We start from the raw sequence: 19,803 nt of genomic DNA on the forward strand, positions 1-19,803 counted from the left end.
CTGTGGCAAAAATCGTAGCAATCGTAAACCAAAAAGGCGGTGTGGGCAAAAGTACCACTTGCGTCAGCATGACCGCCGCTTTGAAAGAAGCTGGCAAACGCGTCCTACTATGTGACTTTGACCCACAAGCCAACTCTACTTCTGGTATGGGTGTGGATAAATCTCTATCCAAAGGGGTTTATGAGGTAATCATCGACCAAATCCCCACAAAAACCAATGTGGTTTCCACCAAATACGGAGATGTATTGCCTTCCAACAAAGTGTTGGCAGGTGCTGGCGTGGAATTGATTGGCATGGAAAACAGAGAGTATTTGCTCCGCAACGCTCTGCGTCAATTGGACAATGACTACGATTTCATCCTTATCGATTGCCCTCCCTCTCTTGAATTACTAACTTTGAACGCACTTTGTGCCGCTGATAGTATCGTGGTGCCTGTCCAAGGAGAATATTTCGCTTTAGAAGGTCTCAGCGATTTGATGAACACCGTGCGCATTGTTCGACGCTCTTTGAATCCCGATTTATCCCTTGAAGGGGTTCTGGTTACCATGTACGATGGGCGCACCAATCTGGCTGTTCAAGTCACCGAAGAAGTAAAACACTACTTCCCTGGTAAGGTTTATGCCACCGTTATTCCCCGTAACATCCGCTTGTCTGAGGCTCCAAGCCACGGCAAGCCTATCACCGCTTATGACCGCACCTCTCGCGGTGCCCAAGCATACACCGCATTTACCGCTGAATTTTTAACCAAAAATCCAACATAAAGGAGACTGCAAATGGCATCAAAACGACCTTCAGGCCTGGGCCGTGGTTTGGGCGCATTGTTGGGTGAAGAAGCATTAGAACCACAATCTTCTCCCTCAATGATTGTGCCTTTAACCCAAGTAGAACGCTATGCTGGCCAACCCCGTAAATATTTTGACCCTGAAGCCCTAACCGAATTGGCAGAATCCATCAGACAACACGGCATTATCCAGCCCATCACCGTGCGCAAATTGGCTTCTGGATACTACCAAATTATCGCTGGTGAGCGCCGTTGGCGTGCCGCCCGTGAAGCTGGTCTCACTGAAATCCCTGTCATTATCATGGAAGCTGACGACCAAAAAATGGCAATTTTAGCCATGATTGAGAACTTACAGCGCCAAGACTTAAATCCCATGGAAGAAGCCCTCGGCTTTCAAACACTCATCGACAGCTGCCATTTGACCCAGCAAGAAGCTGCTGAACAAGTGGGCAAGTCACGAAGTGCTGTCACCAATGCCCTGCGCTTACTTTCCCTCACTTCTTCCCTTCAACCATTGGTAGAAGACGGAACCTTGTCGGCTGGCCACGCTCGCACACTGCTCCCCCTTGACGAACTGCAACAAGAAGCCATCGCCCAACAAATCATTAAACACGATTTATCTGTCCGTCAAACAGAGGTATTGGTAAAAAAATTCCAAGAATCTCAAGAAATTACAGAGAAACCTGAAGAATCCACGCAAATGGTTGTTGATTATGTGGCAGAGGCGCAAAAAAATCTTTCCTCCTCGTTAGGCCGTGGCGTGAAAATTGTTTCTGGTCGCAAAAAGGGTCGCGTGGAACTAGAGTTTTATGGCACAGACGACTTAAATGATCTGCTAGATGCACTGTCTACCCTCCGCGGTGGTCAGCCCTCCTAAGAAAGGACACCCATGAACCAAAATCAAAAACCGCATAACACCCGTCCTGTCGTGACGTATATTTTAATCCTATTCACTGCTGCGTTTTTCATCATGGCCTTTTCACTGTTGGCCAATCAGCGCAGCAATGACCAAACTTTAGATGAATTGCGCCAGTCAATTTCTTCTCTCGAAGAAGGCCAAACTGCCCAAGGGCATGTGCTCACCTTGCAAGAAGAACTGGATTTATTACAAGAACAAGTCTTCAATTTAACAAAAGAAGTTGAAACTTTAAATACCACAAACGCCGAGCAAATCGAAGAATATGAGTTGTTATCTAAACAATATAACTGCCTATCTTTATTCTTCCAATTGGAAATGACCTTTCAATCAGGCGACTATACTGCTTGTCTAAGCACCATGCAAGACATGGATGATAACGGTTTGATTGACCTGCTCCCCACCACAGGTACTCCCTCCCCTGCTCAGCGTTTTGAAGAAATTAAACTTGCCGTTTTAAACCCTTAAGAACTCATGTTTCACGTGAAACATTGAAGATACAATCAAATTAAAAGAGGAAAAAACCATGTTAGATATTCGTTTTGTACGGGAAAATCCCGAAATCGTCCGCGAGAACATCAAAAAGAAATTCCAAGACAACAAATTACCCATGGTGGATGAAGTCATCGCCCTAGATGCAGAGCGCCGAAATGCCATCGTAGAGGCCGATGGCCTCCGAGCTTCCCGAAACGCCCTTTCCAAGCAAGTGGGTATGTTGATGGGTCAATCCAAAAAAGATCCTTCTAAATTAGACGAAGCCAATGCCGTCAAAGCCCAAGTCACCGAGCAAGCCGCTCGCTTGGCTGAATTAGAAGTGATTGAAGCCGAATTGGATACAAAAGTCCGTGATATTATGATGCGTCTGCCTCAAATCATCGACGACTCTGTGCCCATCGGCAAAGACGATGAATCCAATGTGGAAGTAGAACGCTTTGGCGATTGCAACATTCCCGACTTTGAAGTCCCCTACCACACCGAAATTATGGAACGCTTTGATGGTATTGATTTAGATGCCGCCCGTCGTGTAGCAGGCAACGGCTTCTATTATTTGCTGGGCGATATTGCCCGTTTGCACCAAGCTGTGCTGACCTATGCGCGTGACTTTATGATTGACAAAAAAGGCTTCACCTACTGCATCCCACCCTACATGATGCACGGTGCCGTGGTAGAAGGTGTTATGTCTTTCGCTGAAATGGAAGCCATGATGTATAAAATCGAAGGCGAAGATCTATATTTAATCGGCACTTCCGAACACTCTATGATTGGCCGCTACATCGACCAAATCTTGCCCTCCTCTTCCCTGCCCCAAACCATGACCTCTTACTCTCCCTGCTTCCGCAAAGAAAAAGGTGCTCACGGTATCGAAGAACGTGGCGTCTACCGCATTCACCAATTCGAAAAGCAAGAAATGGTTGTGGTTTGTAAGCCCGAAGAAAGCAAAGCTTGGTATGAAAAGCTATGGCAAGGCAGCGTAGAGCTGTTCCGTAGCCTTGATATCCCTGTCCGTCAACTGGAGTGCTGCTCTGGTGACTTGGCAGATTTGAAATGCAAATCCTGCGACATCGAAGCTTGGTCGCCCCGTCAAGGCAAATTCTTTGAAGTTTGCTCTTGCTCCAACTTGGGCGATGCCCAAGCCCGTCGCTTGAAGATTCGTTATAAAGATGACGATGGGAAAACCCAACTGTGCCATACCCTAAACAACACTGTGGTGGCACCACCCCGTATGTTGATTGCCTTCTTGGAAAACAACCTGAACGCTGACGGTAGCGTCAACATTCCCGTGGTGCTTCGTCCATACATGGGCGGCAAAGAAAAACTAATTCCAACAAAATAAGATGGAAAAAAGTTTGACCGTTGGACTGCATGAACTCGGACTATCCACCGATTTAATCACCCCCCTCCAACAATACGCCGCCCTTTTGGTAGAGCAAAACAAGGTGATGAACTTAACAGGAATCACCGAGCCAAAAGAAGTGGCAACCCTTCACTTTTTAGACTGTTTGGCCTTGACCAAGCTTGTGGATTTTTCTGAAAAAAACGTGGTTGACGTAGGCACTGGTGCTGGCTTTCCTGGCATTCCCCTTGCCATTGCCGTCCCCACCGCAGACATTACCTTGCTAGATGCCCTGCAAAAACGAATTGGTTTTTTACAGACTGTTTGCCAGCAAGTTAACATCGAGAATACCACTTGTGTCCACGGTCGCGCGGAAGAATTTGCCAAAGACCACCGTGCTTCTTTCGATATTGCAACCTCCCGCGCCGTGGCCTCCTTGCCTATGTTGGCAGAGTTTTCCTTACCTTTAATCAAGGAAGGTGGCTTGTTCTTAGCCATGAAGGCCGTGGATAGTGATGAAGAGATTTCAGCCGCAAAATCCGCCTTAGAAACCCTAGGTGGACAGGTGGAATCCGTGGTGGATTACACCATCCCTTGCACCCAAATCCGCCACCGTGCCGTGTTAATTCGCAAAGTCTCACAAACACCAGAAAAGTATCCAAGAGCCTTTGCAAAAATAAAGAAAACCCCTTTATAAGCTCAGAATAATTTCAAATTTCACTTGCTAAGGAGGTTGACATTTGAATAAACTCAACACCCTTGGCCACTGTATCGCCGTGGTTTCTGGCAAAGGTGGTACCGGTAAAAGCTCCTTCACTGCAGGTGTTGGCGCCGCCCTTGCCCAACAAGGCAAACGAGTTCTCTGCCTTGATTGCGACATTGGATTGCGAAATTTAGACTTAACCTTAGGCATTCCTGACCGCGCCTTTATGGATTTTTCCGATGTAATTCACGGCCGTTGCACCTTAGAAGATGCTGTGGTTCCCCATAACAAAATTCCAAATCTATACCTACTGACAGCGCCTGTTCAGCTCCGTCATTTCCATGTGTTGCCCTCCCAAATGCTTGGGCTTCTCCGTGAAATTAGGCAGTATTTCGACATTTGCTTGCTAGATGCACCTGCTGGATTGGGTACTGGTTTTGAACTAGCCACTTGCGGTGCCGACCGAGCCGTGGTGGTTTCCACCTCTGACCCCTCCTCCCTGCGAGATGCCCAGCACACCGTTATGACCTTGTCTCAATTTGACACAGGGACACTCCATCTGGTGGTAAACCGTGTGCGCAAAAAAATGCTTCGTAACCTCCACACCACCATCGACGATGCCATCGACCACGCTGGCCTTCCCCTCCTTGGGGTAGTCCCTGAAGACGATGATCTCCCACTCTGCCAAAGTCTTGGCCGTTGCATCATCGACACCCAAAATCGTACGGCGGCAACTGCTTATCGCAACATTGCCCAGCGCATTCTCGGACGACGCACACCATTGATGCGCATCCGTTGATACATCCATTAGAATAGAGAATTTTTGAAAGGAACTTATCCGCTATGAACATTGCATTGATGTCCCACAACAATAAAAAAGATTTGATGGTGCAATTTTGCACCGCCTACGCAGGTATTTTGTCCCAGCATAATCTCTACGCTACCAACGTGACAGGCCGTGTTGTTGGCGATGCCAGCGGCCTGAAAATTCATTGTTTTTTATCTTATGCCCACGGCGGTAGCCAACAAATTGGCGCCCGCATTGCTTACAATGAATTTGACATGGTGCTGTTTTTCTCTGATCCCAGCAGCGAATCCATGGCCACCGATATTACCTATATTTCCCATCTCTGTGACCAAAATAATATCCCATTTGCCAGCAACATCGCCACTGCAGAAATGCTGGTACTGGGTCTGGCTCGTGGCGATTTGGATTGGCGCAACATCGTCAACCCCAGCGCCAACCGTCCCATCGCATAACTCCCTTCACATCATTGCAATGAAACCACAGCAGTACCTTTTTACAGCGACCCATACAGAGAAAAGCGCCTTGGCTGAAAGCGTTTTGGGTGGACTCAAAGGGAAGGACAGTGGCGGAGCGAGGGTAGAAATACCCACGGTTTCTCCCCGTATCAATGGAGACAATGAGGAAAGAAATTCTCTTTCGAACTTGGGTGGCACCACGAAGCTTTGCGCTTTCGTCCCATGGGTATGGGACGAAAGCGCCCTTTTTTAAAGATTTATTCCCATTTATCAATACGAGTGGTAATAAAATACCAAAATTATACAATTTGAAATCACAAAAGGAGCATACTATGGCGACCATGACACCACGCACCCTTTCTGGATTTATGGAACTCCTCCCTCCTGCTCAGCAGCAACTAGAGCGAATTATGGAGATTTTACGCACCACCTACAGCTGTTACGGATTCACCCCACTGGACACCCCAGCCATCGAAGCATCCGAAGTGTTGCTGGCAAAAGGTGGCGGCGACACCGAAAAACAAATCTACCGCTTCACCAAAGGCGACACCGATTTGAGCCTGCGCTTCGATTTGACTGTCCCCCTTGCCAAGTATGTGGCGCTCCACTATAACGACTTGGTGTTCCCCTTCCGCCGCTATCAAATCGGTAAAGTGTACCGTGGTGAGCGCGCCCAACGTGGTCGCTTCCGCGAATTTTATCAAGCCGATATTGACATCATCGGCGACGGCAAACTGTCGGTTTTAAACGAAGCCGAGGTTCCTGCCATCATCTATCAAGTGTTCTCCAAACTGGGCTTATCTCGCTTCCAAATCCGAGTCAACAACCGTAAAATCCTCAACGGGTTTTACGCCATGTTAGGCCTCACACAACAATCTGGTGACATCATGCGCACCGTGGACAAACTAGATAAAATCGGCACCGAAAAAGTGGCTGGCTTGCTGACAGGTGAGCTGGGTTTGACCATGGAGCAAGCCGACGAAATCCTAAAATTCATCGCCATCACTGGCACCAATCAAGAAGTATTGACTGCACTAGAAGGCTACCGTGGGCGCCATGAATTATTTGATTTAGGGCTCACCGAGCTGTCCACTGTGGCAGGTTACTTGGGTGACTTCGGCGTGCCAGAAGAAAACTTTGCCGTAGATTTGACCATTGCCCGTGGTTTGGACTACTACACTGGCACCGTTTATGAAACCACCTTGTTGGACCATCCCGAAATTGGCTCTGTCTGCTCTGGCGGACGGTACGACAATCTGGCAGAATATTACACCAACAAACAGTTACCTGGTGTGGGTATTTCTATCGGCCTCACCCGTTTGTTCTATGTGCTGGGCGAGCAAAATTTACTGAACCCTGCCCTTCCCACAGCCCCTGCTGATGTGCTGATTTTACCCATGACTGAAGATTTATCCCCTGCCATCGCACTGGCAACAGAGCTTCGTAACACAGGTCTGCGCACCCAAATCCAATGGGAAGAAAAGAAATTTAAGCAAAAAATGAGTTATGCCGATAAACTGTCCATCCCCTATCTCATCTTGCTGGGCGAGGACGAAATTTCCGCTGGCGTGGTGGCCTGCAAAGACATGAATGCAGGCACACAAGAGAAATTATCTCCTGCTGATGCCATTGCCCACATCCAAGCTGGCCTAGCAAAATTGAACGAAGGCAGCGTGATTTTAGGGTAAATTATAATACTAAATGTAATATTTGTACATTATATTACCTATAGTTTTGAATATTTACCTCAATATTCACAGATACCTTGTAGGGGGGCTATTAGCCTCCCATCCTCCGATTAACATTCACGCTATTTATACAATATGCAACCCCATTACACGGGAGGGTGACACCCTCCCCTACAATATAAATTGCAATCTCCACCATTCTTAAATTCGACCCTCGTGGTCTTCAAATTTGAAAGGAATTATCCTTATGATGCAATCTCGTACTCACAACTGCAACCAGCTCCGTTTGAGCGATGCAGGTCAACAAGTTCAGCTCTGTGGCTGGATGGAAAACGTCCGTGAAGTGGGCGCAAACTTCGCTTTTGTGGTTTTGCGTGACTTTTACGGCACCACCCAAGTGGTCATTGAAACCGAAGACATGATGAACATTGTCAAGTCTGTCAACAAAGAATCCACCCTTTGCGTGGTGGGTACTGTTCGTGAACGTGACAGCAAAAACAGCAAACTCCCCACTGGCGACATTGAAATTGTCCCCTCTGCCATCACCATTCTAGGCCGTTGCCAACACAACGAACTGCCCTTCCAAGTGAACCGCAGCCGTGAAGCCGACGAGCTGACCCGTTTGAAACACCGCTATTTAGACCTGCGTAACCCCGAAGTGAAAAACAACATCATCCTTCGTTGCAACGTGGTGGCCGCTCTCCGTCAAGCCATGACTGAACAAGGATTCTTAGAAATCACCACCCCAATTTTGACCGCTTCTTCTCCTGAAGGCGCTCGTGATTATTTGGTGCCTGCCCGTAATCATCCCGGTAAGTTCTATGCGCTTCCCCAAGCACCCCAACAATTTAAGCAACTGCTGATGACCTCTGGCTTTGACCGTTACTTCCAAATCGCACCTTGCTTCCGTGATGAAGATGCCCGTGCCGACCGTTCTCCCGGTGAATTTTATCAACTGGATATGGAAATGGCATTTGCATCTCAAGAAGACGTGTTTGCCGTCTGTGAAGAAGTGTTGCCTCCCATTTTCGCCAAATTCGGCAAGTATGACATCGCTTCCTCCGCTCCCTTCATGCGCATTCCCTTCATGGAAGCCATGGAAACTTATGGCTCTGATAAGCCTGATCTGCGTATCGCTTTGACTGTCCAAGACGCTACCGAATCTCTAGCTTCCTGCGGCTTTGGTCCCTTTGAAGGCAATGTGGTGAAAGCCATTGTGGTTAATGAATTCACCCAAACCCGTAAGTTCATCGACAAGCTAATGAGCGACGTGGAAATCCAATCTGGCAACAAGGGCTACTGGTTCCGTTTGGATGAAAACGGCGAAGTGGTGGGCGGTATCGCCAAGTTTGTGTCACCCATCAAAGACGCTGTGGTGGAAGCACTGGGCTTAAAAGCTGGCGATTTCGTTGGCTTGACCGCTGGCAAAAAGCTGGCTGCCCAAAAGACTGCTGGTGTATTACGCCAAAAACTGGGCACCTCTGTTCCCGGCTTGATGAATGCTGAACAATACAGCTTCTGCTGGATTGTGGACTTCCCCATGTACGAACTGGGCGAAGAATCTGGGGAACTGGAATTCTGCCACAACCCATTCTCCATGCCCACTGGTGGTATGGACTCCCTGCTTGCCATCGAAAACGGCACCCTTGACCCCCTCACCTTGACCGCCGACCAATACGACTTGGTTTGCAACGGTGTGGAATTGTCCTCTGGCGCTGTCCGTAACCACGACCCCGAAATTATGATCAAAGCCTTTGAACTGGTTCGCTTGGGCGAAGCCGATGTGAAGGCGAAATTCCCTGCCATGTACAACGCCTTCACCTATGGTGCACCTCCCCATGCCGGCATTGCCCCCGGTGTTGACCGTATGGTCATGCTGTTGGCTGGTGAAGAATCCATCCGTGAAATCATTCCATTCCCCATGAATAAAAATGCCCAAGATATCATGATGGATGCCCCCGGCACCGTGGGTCAAAAACAACTGGACGAACTGCACATCGCACTGGTTCCTGTTGAAGAATAAGATAAATTAAAATTATGTAGGGAATGGTCTTAACCATTCCGCCCCCATTGCACAAGTTGTTTGGGTAAGCGGAACGGTTAAAACCGTTCCCTACATTTCTCTCATCAAATTTTATCACTCACCCATACTCATAGAAAAAAGACTGTAGAATATATTTCTACAGTCTTTTTTTACACATTTATATGTGGGTATTCAATTTTTGCCGTTTTTTATTAACAAGGGAAGTGTTTTTTGTGGGAAACCTTATACTTCTGGGGTGATTTCTTCCACGGGTGCCACTTCTGGAGAGGTTCCTTCTGGGGTCTCCCCTTCGGTCACTTCTTCGTTGGCTTCTTCCACCACTTCTTTGTCAGCCAAGGCGATTTCGATAACGCGCAAACCTTCGCTCAGACGCATGACACGCACACCTTGGGCACTGCGACTATAGGAGTTGACCGTTTCCGTGCCCAGACGAATGATGGTACCATCGTCAGAGATAATCAGCACGTCGCAAGGCTCTTCCACAATCCGAGCACCAGCGATATAACCAGTTTTCTCTGTCACTTGATAGCCTTTCAAACCATAGCCACCACGGCTTTGAGGTTCATCGCCACGGAGGTATTCTTCCACGGGCGTTTGCTTGCCGTAACCGTTTTCAGTGATGGCCAATACGCTAGCGCCTTCAATGGCACGCATCCCAGACACCACATAATCATCTTCACGCAAACGAATACCACGGACACCCACTGCGTCACGACCCATGACGCGAACGTCAGTTTCCTTGAAGCAGATGGACTGACCACCATGGGTCATGAGCAGCATATTTTGGTTGCCATCGGTTTCGCTGACACCAATCAGCTCATCGCCTTCATCCAAGTTCAGAGCACGCAAACCGTTGCTGCGAATATTCTTAAAGGCGTCGATAGACACACGCTTCACCGTACCGTTTTTAGTCATGAAGAACAGATAACGGTCAGGGTCAAATTCACGGAGGTGAATCATAGCGGTGACTTTTTCAGTAGATTCGATGGGCAAAATATTGACAATATTGCTGCCACGGGCGGTTCGACTGGCCTCTGGAATCAGATAGCCCTTCCGACGGTGGACACGCCCTTCATTGGTGAAGAACAAAATATAGTCGTGGGTAGAGGCGGTAAAGACGGTAGAAATATAATCTTCATCACGCAAGCTGGTGGCGCTAACCCCACGACCGCCACGGTTTTGTGCACGATAGGTGGACACTGGCATCCGCTTGATATAACCACCTTCACTCAAGGTGAACACGCAGTTTTCTTCTTCAATCAAGTCCTCAATGTCGATTTCATCCATCACATCTTGCAGTTCCGTCACACGATCGTCACCGAATTTATCGCAAATAGCTTGCATTTCTTCTTTTAGAACGGCTTGGATTTTTACGTCAGAAGCCAATAATTCTTCAAAGTATGCAATTTTTTCTTCCAATTCTTTGTACTCGTTTTCCAACTTCTCACGGTTTAACCCTTGCAGAGAAATCAGTCGCATATCACAGATGGCTTGTGCTTGGACTTCGCTGAGACCAAACCGATCCATCAAATTTTGACGGGCATTGTCATAACTATTACGGATAATCTTAATAACTTCATCAATGTTATCTTGGGCAATCAGCAACCCTTCTAGCAAGTGAGCACGTTCTTTTGCCTTTTTCAGGTCATATTTTGTACGTCTAACGATAATTTCCTTTTGATAGGTCAAATACTCATCGATGATGTGACGCAAAGACAAAATCTTAGGCTGAGACTGGTTGTTCACCAGTGCCAGCATATTGATGGCAAAGGTGGTTTGCAGTTGGGTTTGGGCAAACAGACGATTCAAAATCACCTGTGCATTGGCGTCACGCTTCAACTCAATGACAATCCGCATACCATTACGGTCGGTTTCGTCACGAATGTCGCTGATGCCTTCCAGACGCTTATCTTCCACTTGGTCAGCCATAGATTTAATCAGCATCCGCTTGTTCACTTGGTATGGAATTTCAGTGATGACAATGCGCGTACGGTTTTGTGGGCCAAATTCTTCAAACTCTGTCCTCGCACGAAGGACAACACGACCACGACCAGTGGCATAAGCCGCACGGATGCCAGCACGACCCATGATGATGCCACGGGTGGGGAAATCTGGCCCCTTGATATGTTCCATCAAGTCGTTCAAGTCTGCTTCTGGATTGTCCAGCACGCAGATGCAAGCGCCGATGACTTCACGCAAATTGTGAGGGGGGATGTTGGTGGCCATACCCACAGCGATACCACTGGATCCGTTGACCAACAAGTTGGGGAAACGGCAAGGCAACACACGGGGTTCTTTCCGCGTTTCGTCGAAGTTGGGGTCCCAATCCACTGTTTCCTTATCGATGTCACGCAACAGTTCATCGCTCAAACGAGACATACGCGCTTCGGTGTAACGATAAGCAGCAGCGGGGTCGCCATCCACAGAACCGAAGTTGCCGTGGCCTTCAACCAAGGGGTAACGCAGGGAGAAATTCTGTGCCAAACGCACCAAAGCATCGTACACAGAGCCGTCACCATGGGGATGGTACCGCCCTAGCACGTCACCAACACAGGTGGCAGACTTACGGAAGGCACGGTCATGGGTCAGATTATCTTCGTACATAGCGTACAAAATACGGCGATGCACAGGCTTCAAGCCGTCACGCACGTCAGGCAGTGCCCGACCCACAATGACGCTCATGGCATATTCAATATAGGATTTTTCCATTTCCTCCACCAGCGGAGACGTGACAATATGCTGGTCAGGGTAACGGATTTCCTCGGGATCGTATTGGGGTTTTTTACTCATTATATGGTTCCCTCTTTCCTTTGTTGGGAGACGGGCGACCACAGGTCGCCCCTACAAATTCGTAGGACGGACGCCCAATGGGCGCCCCTACGGTATTACATCCCACCGTGTAGGGGCGACCTGTGGTCGCCCGTTTACAGACAAGATCTTTTTTTTAATAGTCCAAATTCACCGCATATTTTGCGTTGACTTCAATGAATTCCTTCCGTGGTTCCACCTTTTCACCCATGAGGATGGAGAAAATTTGATCAGCGGCAATGGCATCGGTCAGCTCAATGCGCTTTAAAGTACGCTTTTCAGGGTCCATGGTGGTATCCCACAGTTCGTGGTAGTCCATTTCACCAAGACCTTTGTTTCGACTGATGTCCACCTTGGCATTGGGGTTGTCCCCACGGAGTTCGGCAGAATAACGGTCACGCTCGGTATCGCTATACGCATAGCGAGATTGCTTGCCACGAGAGAGCTTATACAGAGGTGGCACAGCGGCATAGACGTAGCCATGCTCAATCAAAGGACGCATAAAGCGGAAGAAGAAGGTCAGCAGTAGAGTACGAATGTGGCTGCCGTCCACGTCGGCATCGGCCATGATAACCACTTTATGATACCGCAGTTTGGCAACATCAAATTCTTCCCCAATACCAGCACCCAAAGCGGCGATAACAGGGGTCAACTTTTCATTGCCATACACCTTATCAGCACGGGCTTTTTCAACGTTTAACATTTTACCCCACAGAGGCAGGATGGCTTGGAAGCGAGAGTCTCGGCCTTGGGTGGCGGAACCACCTGCCGAGTCACCTTCCACGATGTAGAGCTCAGTGAGCTCAGGGTTGGCTTCGTTGCAGTCACGGAGTTTATCAGGCATAGCTGCACCGCCAAGGGCAGTTTTGCGGCGGATGGACTCTCTTGCCTTACGAGCCGCTTCACGGGCACGGTTGGCAGTCAGCGCCTTATCCAGAATCATGCGACCCACTTGGGGGTTTTCTTCCAAGAATTGCTCCAACTTGTCGCTGACCAGTTGGTTCACCAAGGTACGGATTTCGCTGTTACCCAGTTTCGCCTTGGTTTGCCCTTCAAATTGCGCTTCTGTCAGTTTCACAGAAATAATGCAGGTGATGCCTTCACGACAGTCTTCACCAGAAATCTTTTCGTCATCTTTGAGCATCTTCACCTTGCGACCATAGCCATTCATTACATTAGTCAAGGCACGACGGAAACCTTCTTCGTGCATCCCACCTTCAGGGGTGTGGATGTTGTTGGCGAAGGACAACATAGTTTCGGCATAGCTGGAGTTATATTGAATGGCGATTTCTGCCATAGAGTCGTCCTTGGTGCCTGCCATGTAAATCACTTGTTGATGCAGGGGATCTTTGTGGCGATTGAGCCATGTGGCAAACTCACGGATACCACCTTCAAAGACCATGTTATCTTCATTTTCTTTCCCTTCACGGGTATCCAAGGTGCGGATTTTCAGCCCAGCATTCAAGAAAGCTTGCTCGCGCATACGAGTATGGAGAATGTCATAGCTATATTCTGTTTCCTCAAACATTTCTGTATCAGGTTTAAAGGTGACGGTAGTGCCAGTGTAATCAGTGGCGCCCACAACGGTCATTTCTTGGGTGATTTCGCCACGGGCAAAACGCATTTCATGAATTTTGCCTTCCTTATGAACTTGCACCACCAACCATTCGCTCAGGGCATTTACAACAGAAGCACCCACGCCGTGTAAACCGCCAGAGACTTTATAGCCGCCACCACCGAACTTACCGCCAGCATGGAGCACCGTGAACACCACTTCCAAGGCAGGACGCCCTGTTTGTGGTTGAATGTCCACAGGGATACCACGACCGTTATCGGTGACGGTGATGGAGTTATCGGGGTTGATTTGCACCGTAATGGTGTCACAGTGACCAGCCAAAGCTTCGTCAATGGAGTTATCTACGATTTCGTAGACAAGATGGTGCAAACCAGAGGAAGACGTGGAACCGATATACATACCGGGGCGCTTACGCACCGCTTCCAAACCCTCCAGAACTTGAATTTCCGAACCACCATAAGCGTGGTCTGGGGTTAAGTCCATGGATTCTTCGTTTTCTAACATGTGTTTCTCCTTACTATATATGAGCCAATTCTATTATTCAAAAACAACCTTACCAGACACAGCTCGCTTCCCTAATGTCCGTGAGCCAATCTGGGTGAGGTATACAATTTGCTTGTGATAAGGGTGATCGCAAACCACAAAGGAACGAGGTAAATCCCCTGCAATATCCAGCACAACCCCGTCTTCTTCTGCGTTGGCCAGATATTCTCGAGTGCGCTTTTCATAGCTGGCATTGTCTAAATCAAAAATGCCTATAATCTGCCGCTGGGGTATAATTTCAGTTTGACCGATGTGTAAAAACATAAATGCCTCCTGTTTATAACAGTGGGTATTTGTCAAATTTATCCTTGTTTATAGTGTCTATCACCCAAGGACACGACCGCAATCCACATGAAATACCTTACCATCTAGCAACGTTTCCAATCGATGATTTTCGCAACAAGTGATAAACACTTGTCCATCTTGAATACGGTTGAGCACAAACTCTTGCCGCTGGGGATCAAGCTCAGATAATACATCATCCAATAACAAAAGCGGAAATTCCCCTGTGGTATTTTGATATAATGACCTCTCTGCTAATTTCAGAGACAGCGCGGCCGTCCGTGTTTGCCCTTGAGAGGAATATTTTTTCGCAACTTGTCCATTGATATGGACAGTCAAATCATCTTTATGAGGACCAGATAAACAAAGACGTACTTTTCGTTCTGCTGTTTGATGAATTTCCATATGATGAAATAGCTGTTTTTTTATGGTTTCTACATCAGCCAATGGATTTTCTACGGTAGAAACCGTATCATAGTGCAAGTCTAATCGTTCAGTTCCACCAGAACATTCCATATGGTTGACCGCGGCGATATGAGAGAGTTTGTCGATGAAATGGGCACGATAATGGATGACAATCGCCCCAAAATGAACCATTTGACTATTAAACTCAGGAAGTAACTCTAATAGTTGTGGTTTTTCATCACTATCCCTTAAAATACGGGTTTTATGGTCGTGTAAACGATTATATTCTGCCAATGCGCTGGCATAACGTGGACGGAGTTGACAAAGGGCTTGGTCTAAAAATCGTCGCCTTTCACTGCCACCAGCACGGATCAGCTGTAAATCCTCTGGACAAAAATACACCGTTTGAAATACTGCAGACAGTTCTCCAGCCTGCTTACAAGGCACATCATTGACCCACATTTTTCGCCGTTTTCCGTGATTTAATTCAATATGCACTACAAAATCACGGTCTCTGGTGTTGACATCCCCTTTTATTTGAGCAAAAGATTCATCAAAACGAATCATTTCTTTGTCAAAACGGGTTCTAGGGGATTTGCCTGTGGATAAATAGACAATGGCTTCTAATAAATTGGTTTTTCCTTGGGCATTTTGTCCGTAAATCACATTACAACGAGGGTTTAATACAAGGGTTTCTGCCTTATAATTGCGAAAATTGGTAACTTGTAAGCAATTAAGTTGCATATGCGACTTGCAAGGTAACCCCTTCATAGGTTACCACATTTTCAGGACGAATTTTTTTGCCACGCATGGTGCAAGTCTCACCATCCACCAGCACTTCGCCACCTTGGATAACTTCTTTAGCATGACCGCCAGTTTCCACCAGATTGGCAAATTTCAAAAGGTCTTGCAATTTGATAAATTCAGTGTGTATTTCAATGGTGTTCATCAGTCTGATCCTTTCAAGCGCACAGGCAGTACCATATATAAAAAGTTGTCGTTTTCATCAATAGGAACAATAATAGCAGGAGAAATACCTGTGTTTAATTCAATATTTACTTCATCTGCTGGGGCATGGCGGAGGGCTTCCATTAAGTAACGGTTGTTAAATCCAATTTCCAAACCATTGCCGTTCCCATGAAGCTGGCAAACGTCTTTGGACTCCCCATTGCCAGTTTTGGCAGATAAACGAACAAATCCATCGTCAAATAAGCAGCGTACAGGACTTTTTAATTTTTCAGAAATCACAACAGACACCAAATCGATGCTGTTCATCAATTGTTTGGCATTAACTGACAGTAAAATAGGATTTTTTCGAGGGATTGCATTTTTATAATCTAAAAATTCCCCTTCTAAACGGCGGCAAATTAGTTCTGTTTGGTTGATGGTGAATAAAATATGGTGTTTTCCCAAAATAATAGATACTTTTTCATCGGTATCTGTACAGATTTTTTGCACTTCATTTAAAGCAGAACCGGGTGCAACAAAGGAAAATACAAAAGGTTCATCAATTTTTTCTTTCCGCAAAGCTAAGCGGAATCCATCTACGGCCACCATGGTTAAGGTATTGTTAGCAATTTCAAATAAAGCGCCAGTATGAATTGGGCGGCTTTCGTTGGTGGAGACCGCAAAAGAAGTGTCTTCAATCATAGAAGAAAGTGTGTTTTGTGCGATAGAAATAGAAGATTCTTCTTCAATGGAGGGTAATTGTGGATATTCAGCAGCACTCATGGCGGAAATTTGGAATGCGGCATCGCCACAAGAAAGGAATACTACGTTATTTTGATTGGTGTGGAAGGAAATAATATCATCGGGCATTTTGCGAATCATTTCGCTAAAAAGTCGTGCATTTAAAACCAGTTCCCCACCTTCTGTTACGTTGGCATCCAGTGTGGAGCGGATGCCAGTGTTCATATTGTAACCAGAAATTACCACTTGGGAGTCGACTTGTAGCAAAAGTCCCTCAAGTGCTGGGATAGAGCTTTTTTGTGCCACTGCACGGGAGGTTACTTGAATAGCCGTTTGTAACAGTGTTTTTTCACAGGAAAATTTCATGGGTTGTCCTTTCCAAAACAAAATTTGATTGTTTTCATTGGTAGGGTAGGTAGAAAAAAAACGTATAAAAAAGAAAAAAGGATATATGAGTTAGTAAAAGTAGTGGTAGGGGAAATTTTTGTGGAAAAGTAGAGAAAACCCTTGTGGTATAAGGGAAAATCCTTCCACATCCCTTGGGGAGTAATTGCATCCCTTTTCAACAATTTTTTCACACCTTTTGTTTTCCACAGAGTTTTTTTCCTTTTCCACAATTTTTTGTGGAAAAGGGGTGTTTATTGTTGGGCCGCAATATTGGTTTTAATTTCTTTAATCATTTCCGCATAAGCGGCATCTTTTTTGATTTTCTTTTCCACTTCTTTGATTGAGTATAGCACAGTGGAGTGGTCGCGATTGTCGAAATATTTACCAATATCTTCTAAGGATAGGTTTGTCATGGTGCGAATGAGATAAATGGCAATGTGACGGGTGGAAACAGCGTCACGTACCCGTTGTTGACCACGAATGACATCTGGTTCTTGATTGAAATATTTAGAACAATAATCCACAATGTCGTCGGGGCTGGGCATATATTCGCTGGCTCGTTTCAAGATATCTTGAATGGCACGGGTGACGGTTACTTCATCAGCATCGTCGCCTAGTAGATCTTTATAGGCGAGAATTTTGTTGATGGTGCCCTCAATTTGACGGACATTGGAGGTGACGTTTTCAGCGATGAAGCAGATAATTCGCTCTGGCAAATCCATACCGTGCATGGCAGCCTTGTTTTGGATGATGGCCATACGAGTTTCAAAATCAGGGGGATAGACGTCTGCTAATAGACCCCATTCGAAGCGAGTGCGCAAACGATCTTCCAATTGGCTCATTTCTTTGGGAGGACGGTCTGAGGTGAGGACAATTTGCTTTTTATTTTCATACAACGTGTTGAACGTATGGAAAAATTCTTCTTGGGTTTGTTGTTTGCCAGCGATGAATTGAATATCATCCACTAATAGTAAATCTGCTTGGCGGTATTTTTCACGCATTTGGGCAGTTTTACCTTCACGAATGGCAGTGACCAATTCGTTGGTTAAGTCGTCACCTTTTACGTAGGCAATTTTGACTGCGGCATTATTTTTTTTCATGCCGTTGGCGATGGCATAGAGTAAATGGGTTTTCCCTAGCCCGGATTCGCCGTAAATAAAGAGGGGGTTGTAGGTTTTGGCTGGTTTTTCTGCCACATTGCAGGAGGCAGCATAGGCCAATTGGTTTTGGGGACCCACCACAAAGTTGCTAAAAGTGAATTCATCAGAGATAAATTGGTCGGGTGATTGGGTTGGTGTGGTGCCCTGTATATCGGCATATGCGGCTTCGTCTAAAATAGAAACATCAAATTCCGTGGAGAAAATATCAAATAAACGGGCTTGGATGTTTTTCATAAATAGCTTTTTTATATAGCTGGTTTTAAAGTCGTTGGGGCAATAGAGGACAAAGGTATTGCCCTGCACATCCACGGGCTCTACTTGGTCAAACCAAGTGGAAACGGTGGTTTCTGATAAATCAGATTTCAGCTGGGTGATGACGTTGTCCCAAATGTCAGCGACAGAATTCAAATTGAAACACCTCTTTTTCTTTTGTGCATTTTTATTACAGTATAACACTATATAGTATATCAAAAATCTGCCTGAATTACAATACATATTCTAAATATAAAACAATAAAATTATCCACAGAGAACCCACAGGCTGTGGGGACATAGGTTGTCCACAATTGGGAAAACTTTGTGGATAATTGGCGTCTATATCTAGACGTTTTTTTGATTTTCAACACTACATTTTGAAAAATGTTAGATTTAATAGAAAATACACAGTTTTTTTGAAAAAAATACAATCTTTTTCTTGACACAGAGGCGAAAACTCTGTATACTATCTCATGCGTCAATTTAGATGCGTAAATTAGTTTACTGCGCCCATTTGGGTGTCGAGTAAGGCAAGGCTTTGCCCTGCCAACGAATAAAACAGGAGGTGTCTCATTATGTCCACAAAACGTACCTATCAGCCTAAGAAACGTCACGGTCAAAAGGTCCACGGTTTCCGCAAGAGAATGGCTACCGCTAGCGGCCGTAAGGTGTTGGCTCGCCGTCGTGCAAGAGGTCGTAACACTCTGTCCTACTAATCGTGCGTCGGCACACACAAGAGACACTTGAACAAGGTCCATTGGGACGGCGGAATTTGAACAACAATTCCTCCGTCCCTATCTGAATATGCAGATTAGGGTGCTTTGTTTCAAGGGTCAATCGTGAAGCAAACAGACAGGAAGTTCCCATGAAAAATACACTGAAGAAAAACCACGAATTTCGCCGCTTGTACCAAAAAGGTGCCTCAGCGGTGGGTCCGGGGATGGTGATTTATTGTCGCAAAAATCGTTTGGGTACCAATCGGGTAGGGTTCACTGTTTCGGTGAAGCTGGGCTCGGCTGTGGTGCGCAATCGAGCGCGGCGACGGTTGCGTGAAGCCTATCGGCTGACGTTACCCAATATGAAAAGCGGCTGGGACATCGTAGTGGTGGCACGCAGTCGCTGTTTAACCATGCCTTGGAAAGACTTACAACAAACCTTTACCCACCTTTGTAAAAAGGTGGATTTGCTGCAAAAACCATGAAGCAGGTGCTGCTGTGGTTGGTGCGGTTTTATCGTCGTGCCATTTCCCCTTATCGTACAGGTTGTTGTCGGTTCATTCCCACTTGCTCTCAGTATGCCTTGGAGGCCTTGGAATTGCATGGAGCCCTCTGGGGTTCTTGCTTGACCATTTGGCGGATTTTGCGGTGTAATCCATTGTGTAAAGCAGGGTACGACCCAGTTCCCCAGCACAAACCTTGGCAAAAACCCCCGGTGGACAAGCCCACCGAACCTAGTTCCGATTGAATGTAA

At 46.5% G+C, this 19,803-nt stretch carries 19 protein-coding genes; 12 read left to right on the forward strand and 7 right to left on the reverse strand.

The features are described 5' to 3' along the window. Window positions 1-2: 2 nt before the first annotated feature. The 9 genes from RFF05_RS10805 to aspS all read left to right on the forward strand — a co-directional run bounded on the left by RFF05_RS10805 (window position 3) and on the right by aspS (window position 9,208). Window positions 3-761 (forward strand): ParA family protein, encoded by a 759-nt coding sequence (locus RFF05_RS10805; protein ID WP_409967103.1) that lies wholly within the window; start codon window positions 3-5, stop codon window positions 759-761. Between the two features lie 12 nt (window positions 762-773). After that, complete coding sequence (locus tag RFF05_RS10810; RefSeq protein ID WP_409967104.1) at window positions 774-1,658, forward strand: ParB/RepB/Spo0J family partition protein; 885 nt, start codon at window positions 774-776, stop codon at window positions 1,656-1,658. 12 nt (window positions 1,659-1,670) lie between these two features. After that, complete coding sequence (locus RFF05_RS10815) at window positions 1,671-2,165, forward strand: hypothetical protein (RefSeq protein WP_409967105.1); 495 nt, start codon at window positions 1,671-1,673, stop codon at window positions 2,163-2,165. 58 nt (window positions 2,166-2,223) lie between these two features. Next, the gene (gene serS, locus RFF05_RS10820) at window positions 2,224-3,531 is read left to right on the forward strand and encodes a serine--tRNA ligase (RefSeq protein WP_409967106.1); all 1,308 of its coding nucleotides are present in this window, start codon (window positions 2,224-2,226) and stop codon (window positions 3,529-3,531) included. 1 nt (window position 3,532) lies between these two features. Continuing rightward, the gene (gene rsmG / locus RFF05_RS10825; RefSeq protein ID WP_409967107.1) at window positions 3,533-4,228 is read left to right on the forward strand and encodes a 16S rRNA (guanine(527)-N(7))-methyltransferase RsmG; all 696 of its coding nucleotides are present in this window, start codon (window positions 3,533-3,535) and stop codon (window positions 4,226-4,228) included. A gap of 43 nt (window positions 4,229-4,271) precedes the next feature. Continuing rightward, window positions 4,272-5,033: an AAA family ATPase gene (locus tag RFF05_RS10830; RefSeq protein ID WP_409967108.1), complete on the forward strand. Its 762-nt coding sequence runs from the start codon at window positions 4,272-4,274 to the stop codon at window positions 5,031-5,033. 44 nt (window positions 5,034-5,077) lie between these two features. Beyond that, a complete protein-coding gene (locus RFF05_RS10835; protein ID WP_409967109.1) occupies window positions 5,078-5,494 on the forward strand; it encodes a methylglyoxal synthase in 417 nt (138 codons plus the stop codon). 335 nt (window positions 5,495-5,829) lie between these two features. Then, window positions 5,830-7,185, forward strand: a complete 1,356-nt coding sequence (gene hisS / locus RFF05_RS10840; protein ID WP_409967110.1) for a histidine--tRNA ligase — start codon at window positions 5,830-5,832, stop codon at window positions 7,183-7,185. Between the two features lie 247 nt (window positions 7,186-7,432). After that, on the forward strand, window positions 7,433-9,208 hold the full coding sequence (aspS, locus tag RFF05_RS10845) for an aspartate--tRNA ligase (RefSeq protein WP_409967111.1): 1,776 nt from the start codon (window positions 7,433-7,435) through the stop codon (window positions 9,206-9,208). A 243-nt stretch (window positions 9,209-9,451) separates the two neighbouring features. Here aspS and gyrA read toward each other — a convergent pair whose 3' ends face one another. The 7 genes from gyrA to dnaA form a co-directional block, all read right to left on the reverse strand. Beyond that, window positions 9,452-12,019: a DNA gyrase subunit A gene (gene gyrA / locus RFF05_RS10850; protein ID WP_409967112.1), complete on the reverse strand. Its 2,568-nt coding sequence runs from the start codon at window positions 12,017-12,019 to the stop codon at window positions 9,452-9,454. A 154-nt stretch (window positions 12,020-12,173) separates the two neighbouring features. Further along, the gene (gene gyrB, locus RFF05_RS10855) at window positions 12,174-14,117 is read right to left on the reverse strand and encodes a DNA topoisomerase (ATP-hydrolyzing) subunit B (protein ID WP_409967113.1); all 1,944 of its coding nucleotides are present in this window, start codon (window positions 14,115-14,117) and stop codon (window positions 12,174-12,176) included. A gap of 33 nt (window positions 14,118-14,150) precedes the next feature. Next, complete coding sequence (gene remB, locus RFF05_RS10860; protein WP_409967114.1) at window positions 14,151-14,420, reverse strand: extracellular matrix regulator RemB; 270 nt, start codon at window positions 14,418-14,420, stop codon at window positions 14,151-14,153. 60 nt (window positions 14,421-14,480) lie between these two features. Beyond that, window positions 14,481-15,587 carry a DNA replication/repair protein RecF gene (recF, locus tag RFF05_RS10865; RefSeq protein WP_409967115.1) on the reverse strand — a complete coding sequence of 369 codons (1,107 nt, stop codon included), beginning with the start codon at window positions 15,585-15,587 and terminating at the stop codon, window positions 14,481-14,483. Next, a complete protein-coding gene (locus RFF05_RS10870; RefSeq protein WP_409967116.1) occupies window positions 15,577-15,792 on the reverse strand; it encodes an RNA-binding S4 domain-containing protein in 216 nt (71 codons plus the stop codon). Before RFF05_RS10870 ends, recF begins: the two co-directional genes overlap by 11 nt. Beyond that, complete coding sequence (dnaN, locus tag RFF05_RS10875; protein ID WP_409967117.1) at window positions 15,792-16,898, reverse strand: DNA polymerase III subunit beta; 1,107 nt, start codon at window positions 16,896-16,898, stop codon at window positions 15,792-15,794. Before dnaN ends, RFF05_RS10870 begins: the two co-directional genes overlap by 1 nt. Window positions 16,899-17,170: 272 nt before the next feature. Continuing rightward, a complete protein-coding gene (dnaA, locus tag RFF05_RS10880; RefSeq protein ID WP_409967118.1) occupies window positions 17,171-18,487 on the reverse strand; it encodes a chromosomal replication initiator protein DnaA in 1,317 nt (438 codons plus the stop codon). A gap of 421 nt (window positions 18,488-18,908) precedes the next feature. On the opposite strand from dnaA, the gene rpmH reads away from it, so the two are divergent. The 3 genes from rpmH to yidD all read left to right on the forward strand — a co-directional run bounded on the left by rpmH (window position 18,909) and on the right by yidD (window position 19,797). Then, on the forward strand, window positions 18,909-19,049 hold the full coding sequence (gene rpmH / locus RFF05_RS10885) for a 50S ribosomal protein L34 (protein WP_409967119.1): 141 nt from the start codon (window positions 18,909-18,911) through the stop codon (window positions 19,047-19,049). Between the two features lie 149 nt (window positions 19,050-19,198). After that, complete coding sequence (rnpA, locus tag RFF05_RS10890; RefSeq protein ID WP_409967120.1) at window positions 19,199-19,534, forward strand: ribonuclease P protein component; 336 nt, start codon at window positions 19,199-19,201, stop codon at window positions 19,532-19,534. After that, on the forward strand, window positions 19,531-19,797 hold the full coding sequence (gene yidD / locus RFF05_RS10895; RefSeq protein ID WP_409967121.1) for a membrane protein insertion efficiency factor YidD: 267 nt from the start codon (window positions 19,531-19,533) through the stop codon (window positions 19,795-19,797). Before rnpA ends, yidD begins: the two co-directional genes overlap by 4 nt. Window positions 19,798-19,803 lie beyond the last annotated feature (6 nt).

Origin of the sequence: Bengtsoniella intestinalis (genome assembly GCF_039719005.1) — a bacterium.
In the GTDB taxonomy this organism is placed as follows: Bacteria; Bacillota; Clostridia; order Oscillospirales; family Oscillospiraceae; genus Oscillibacter; species Oscillibacter intestinalis.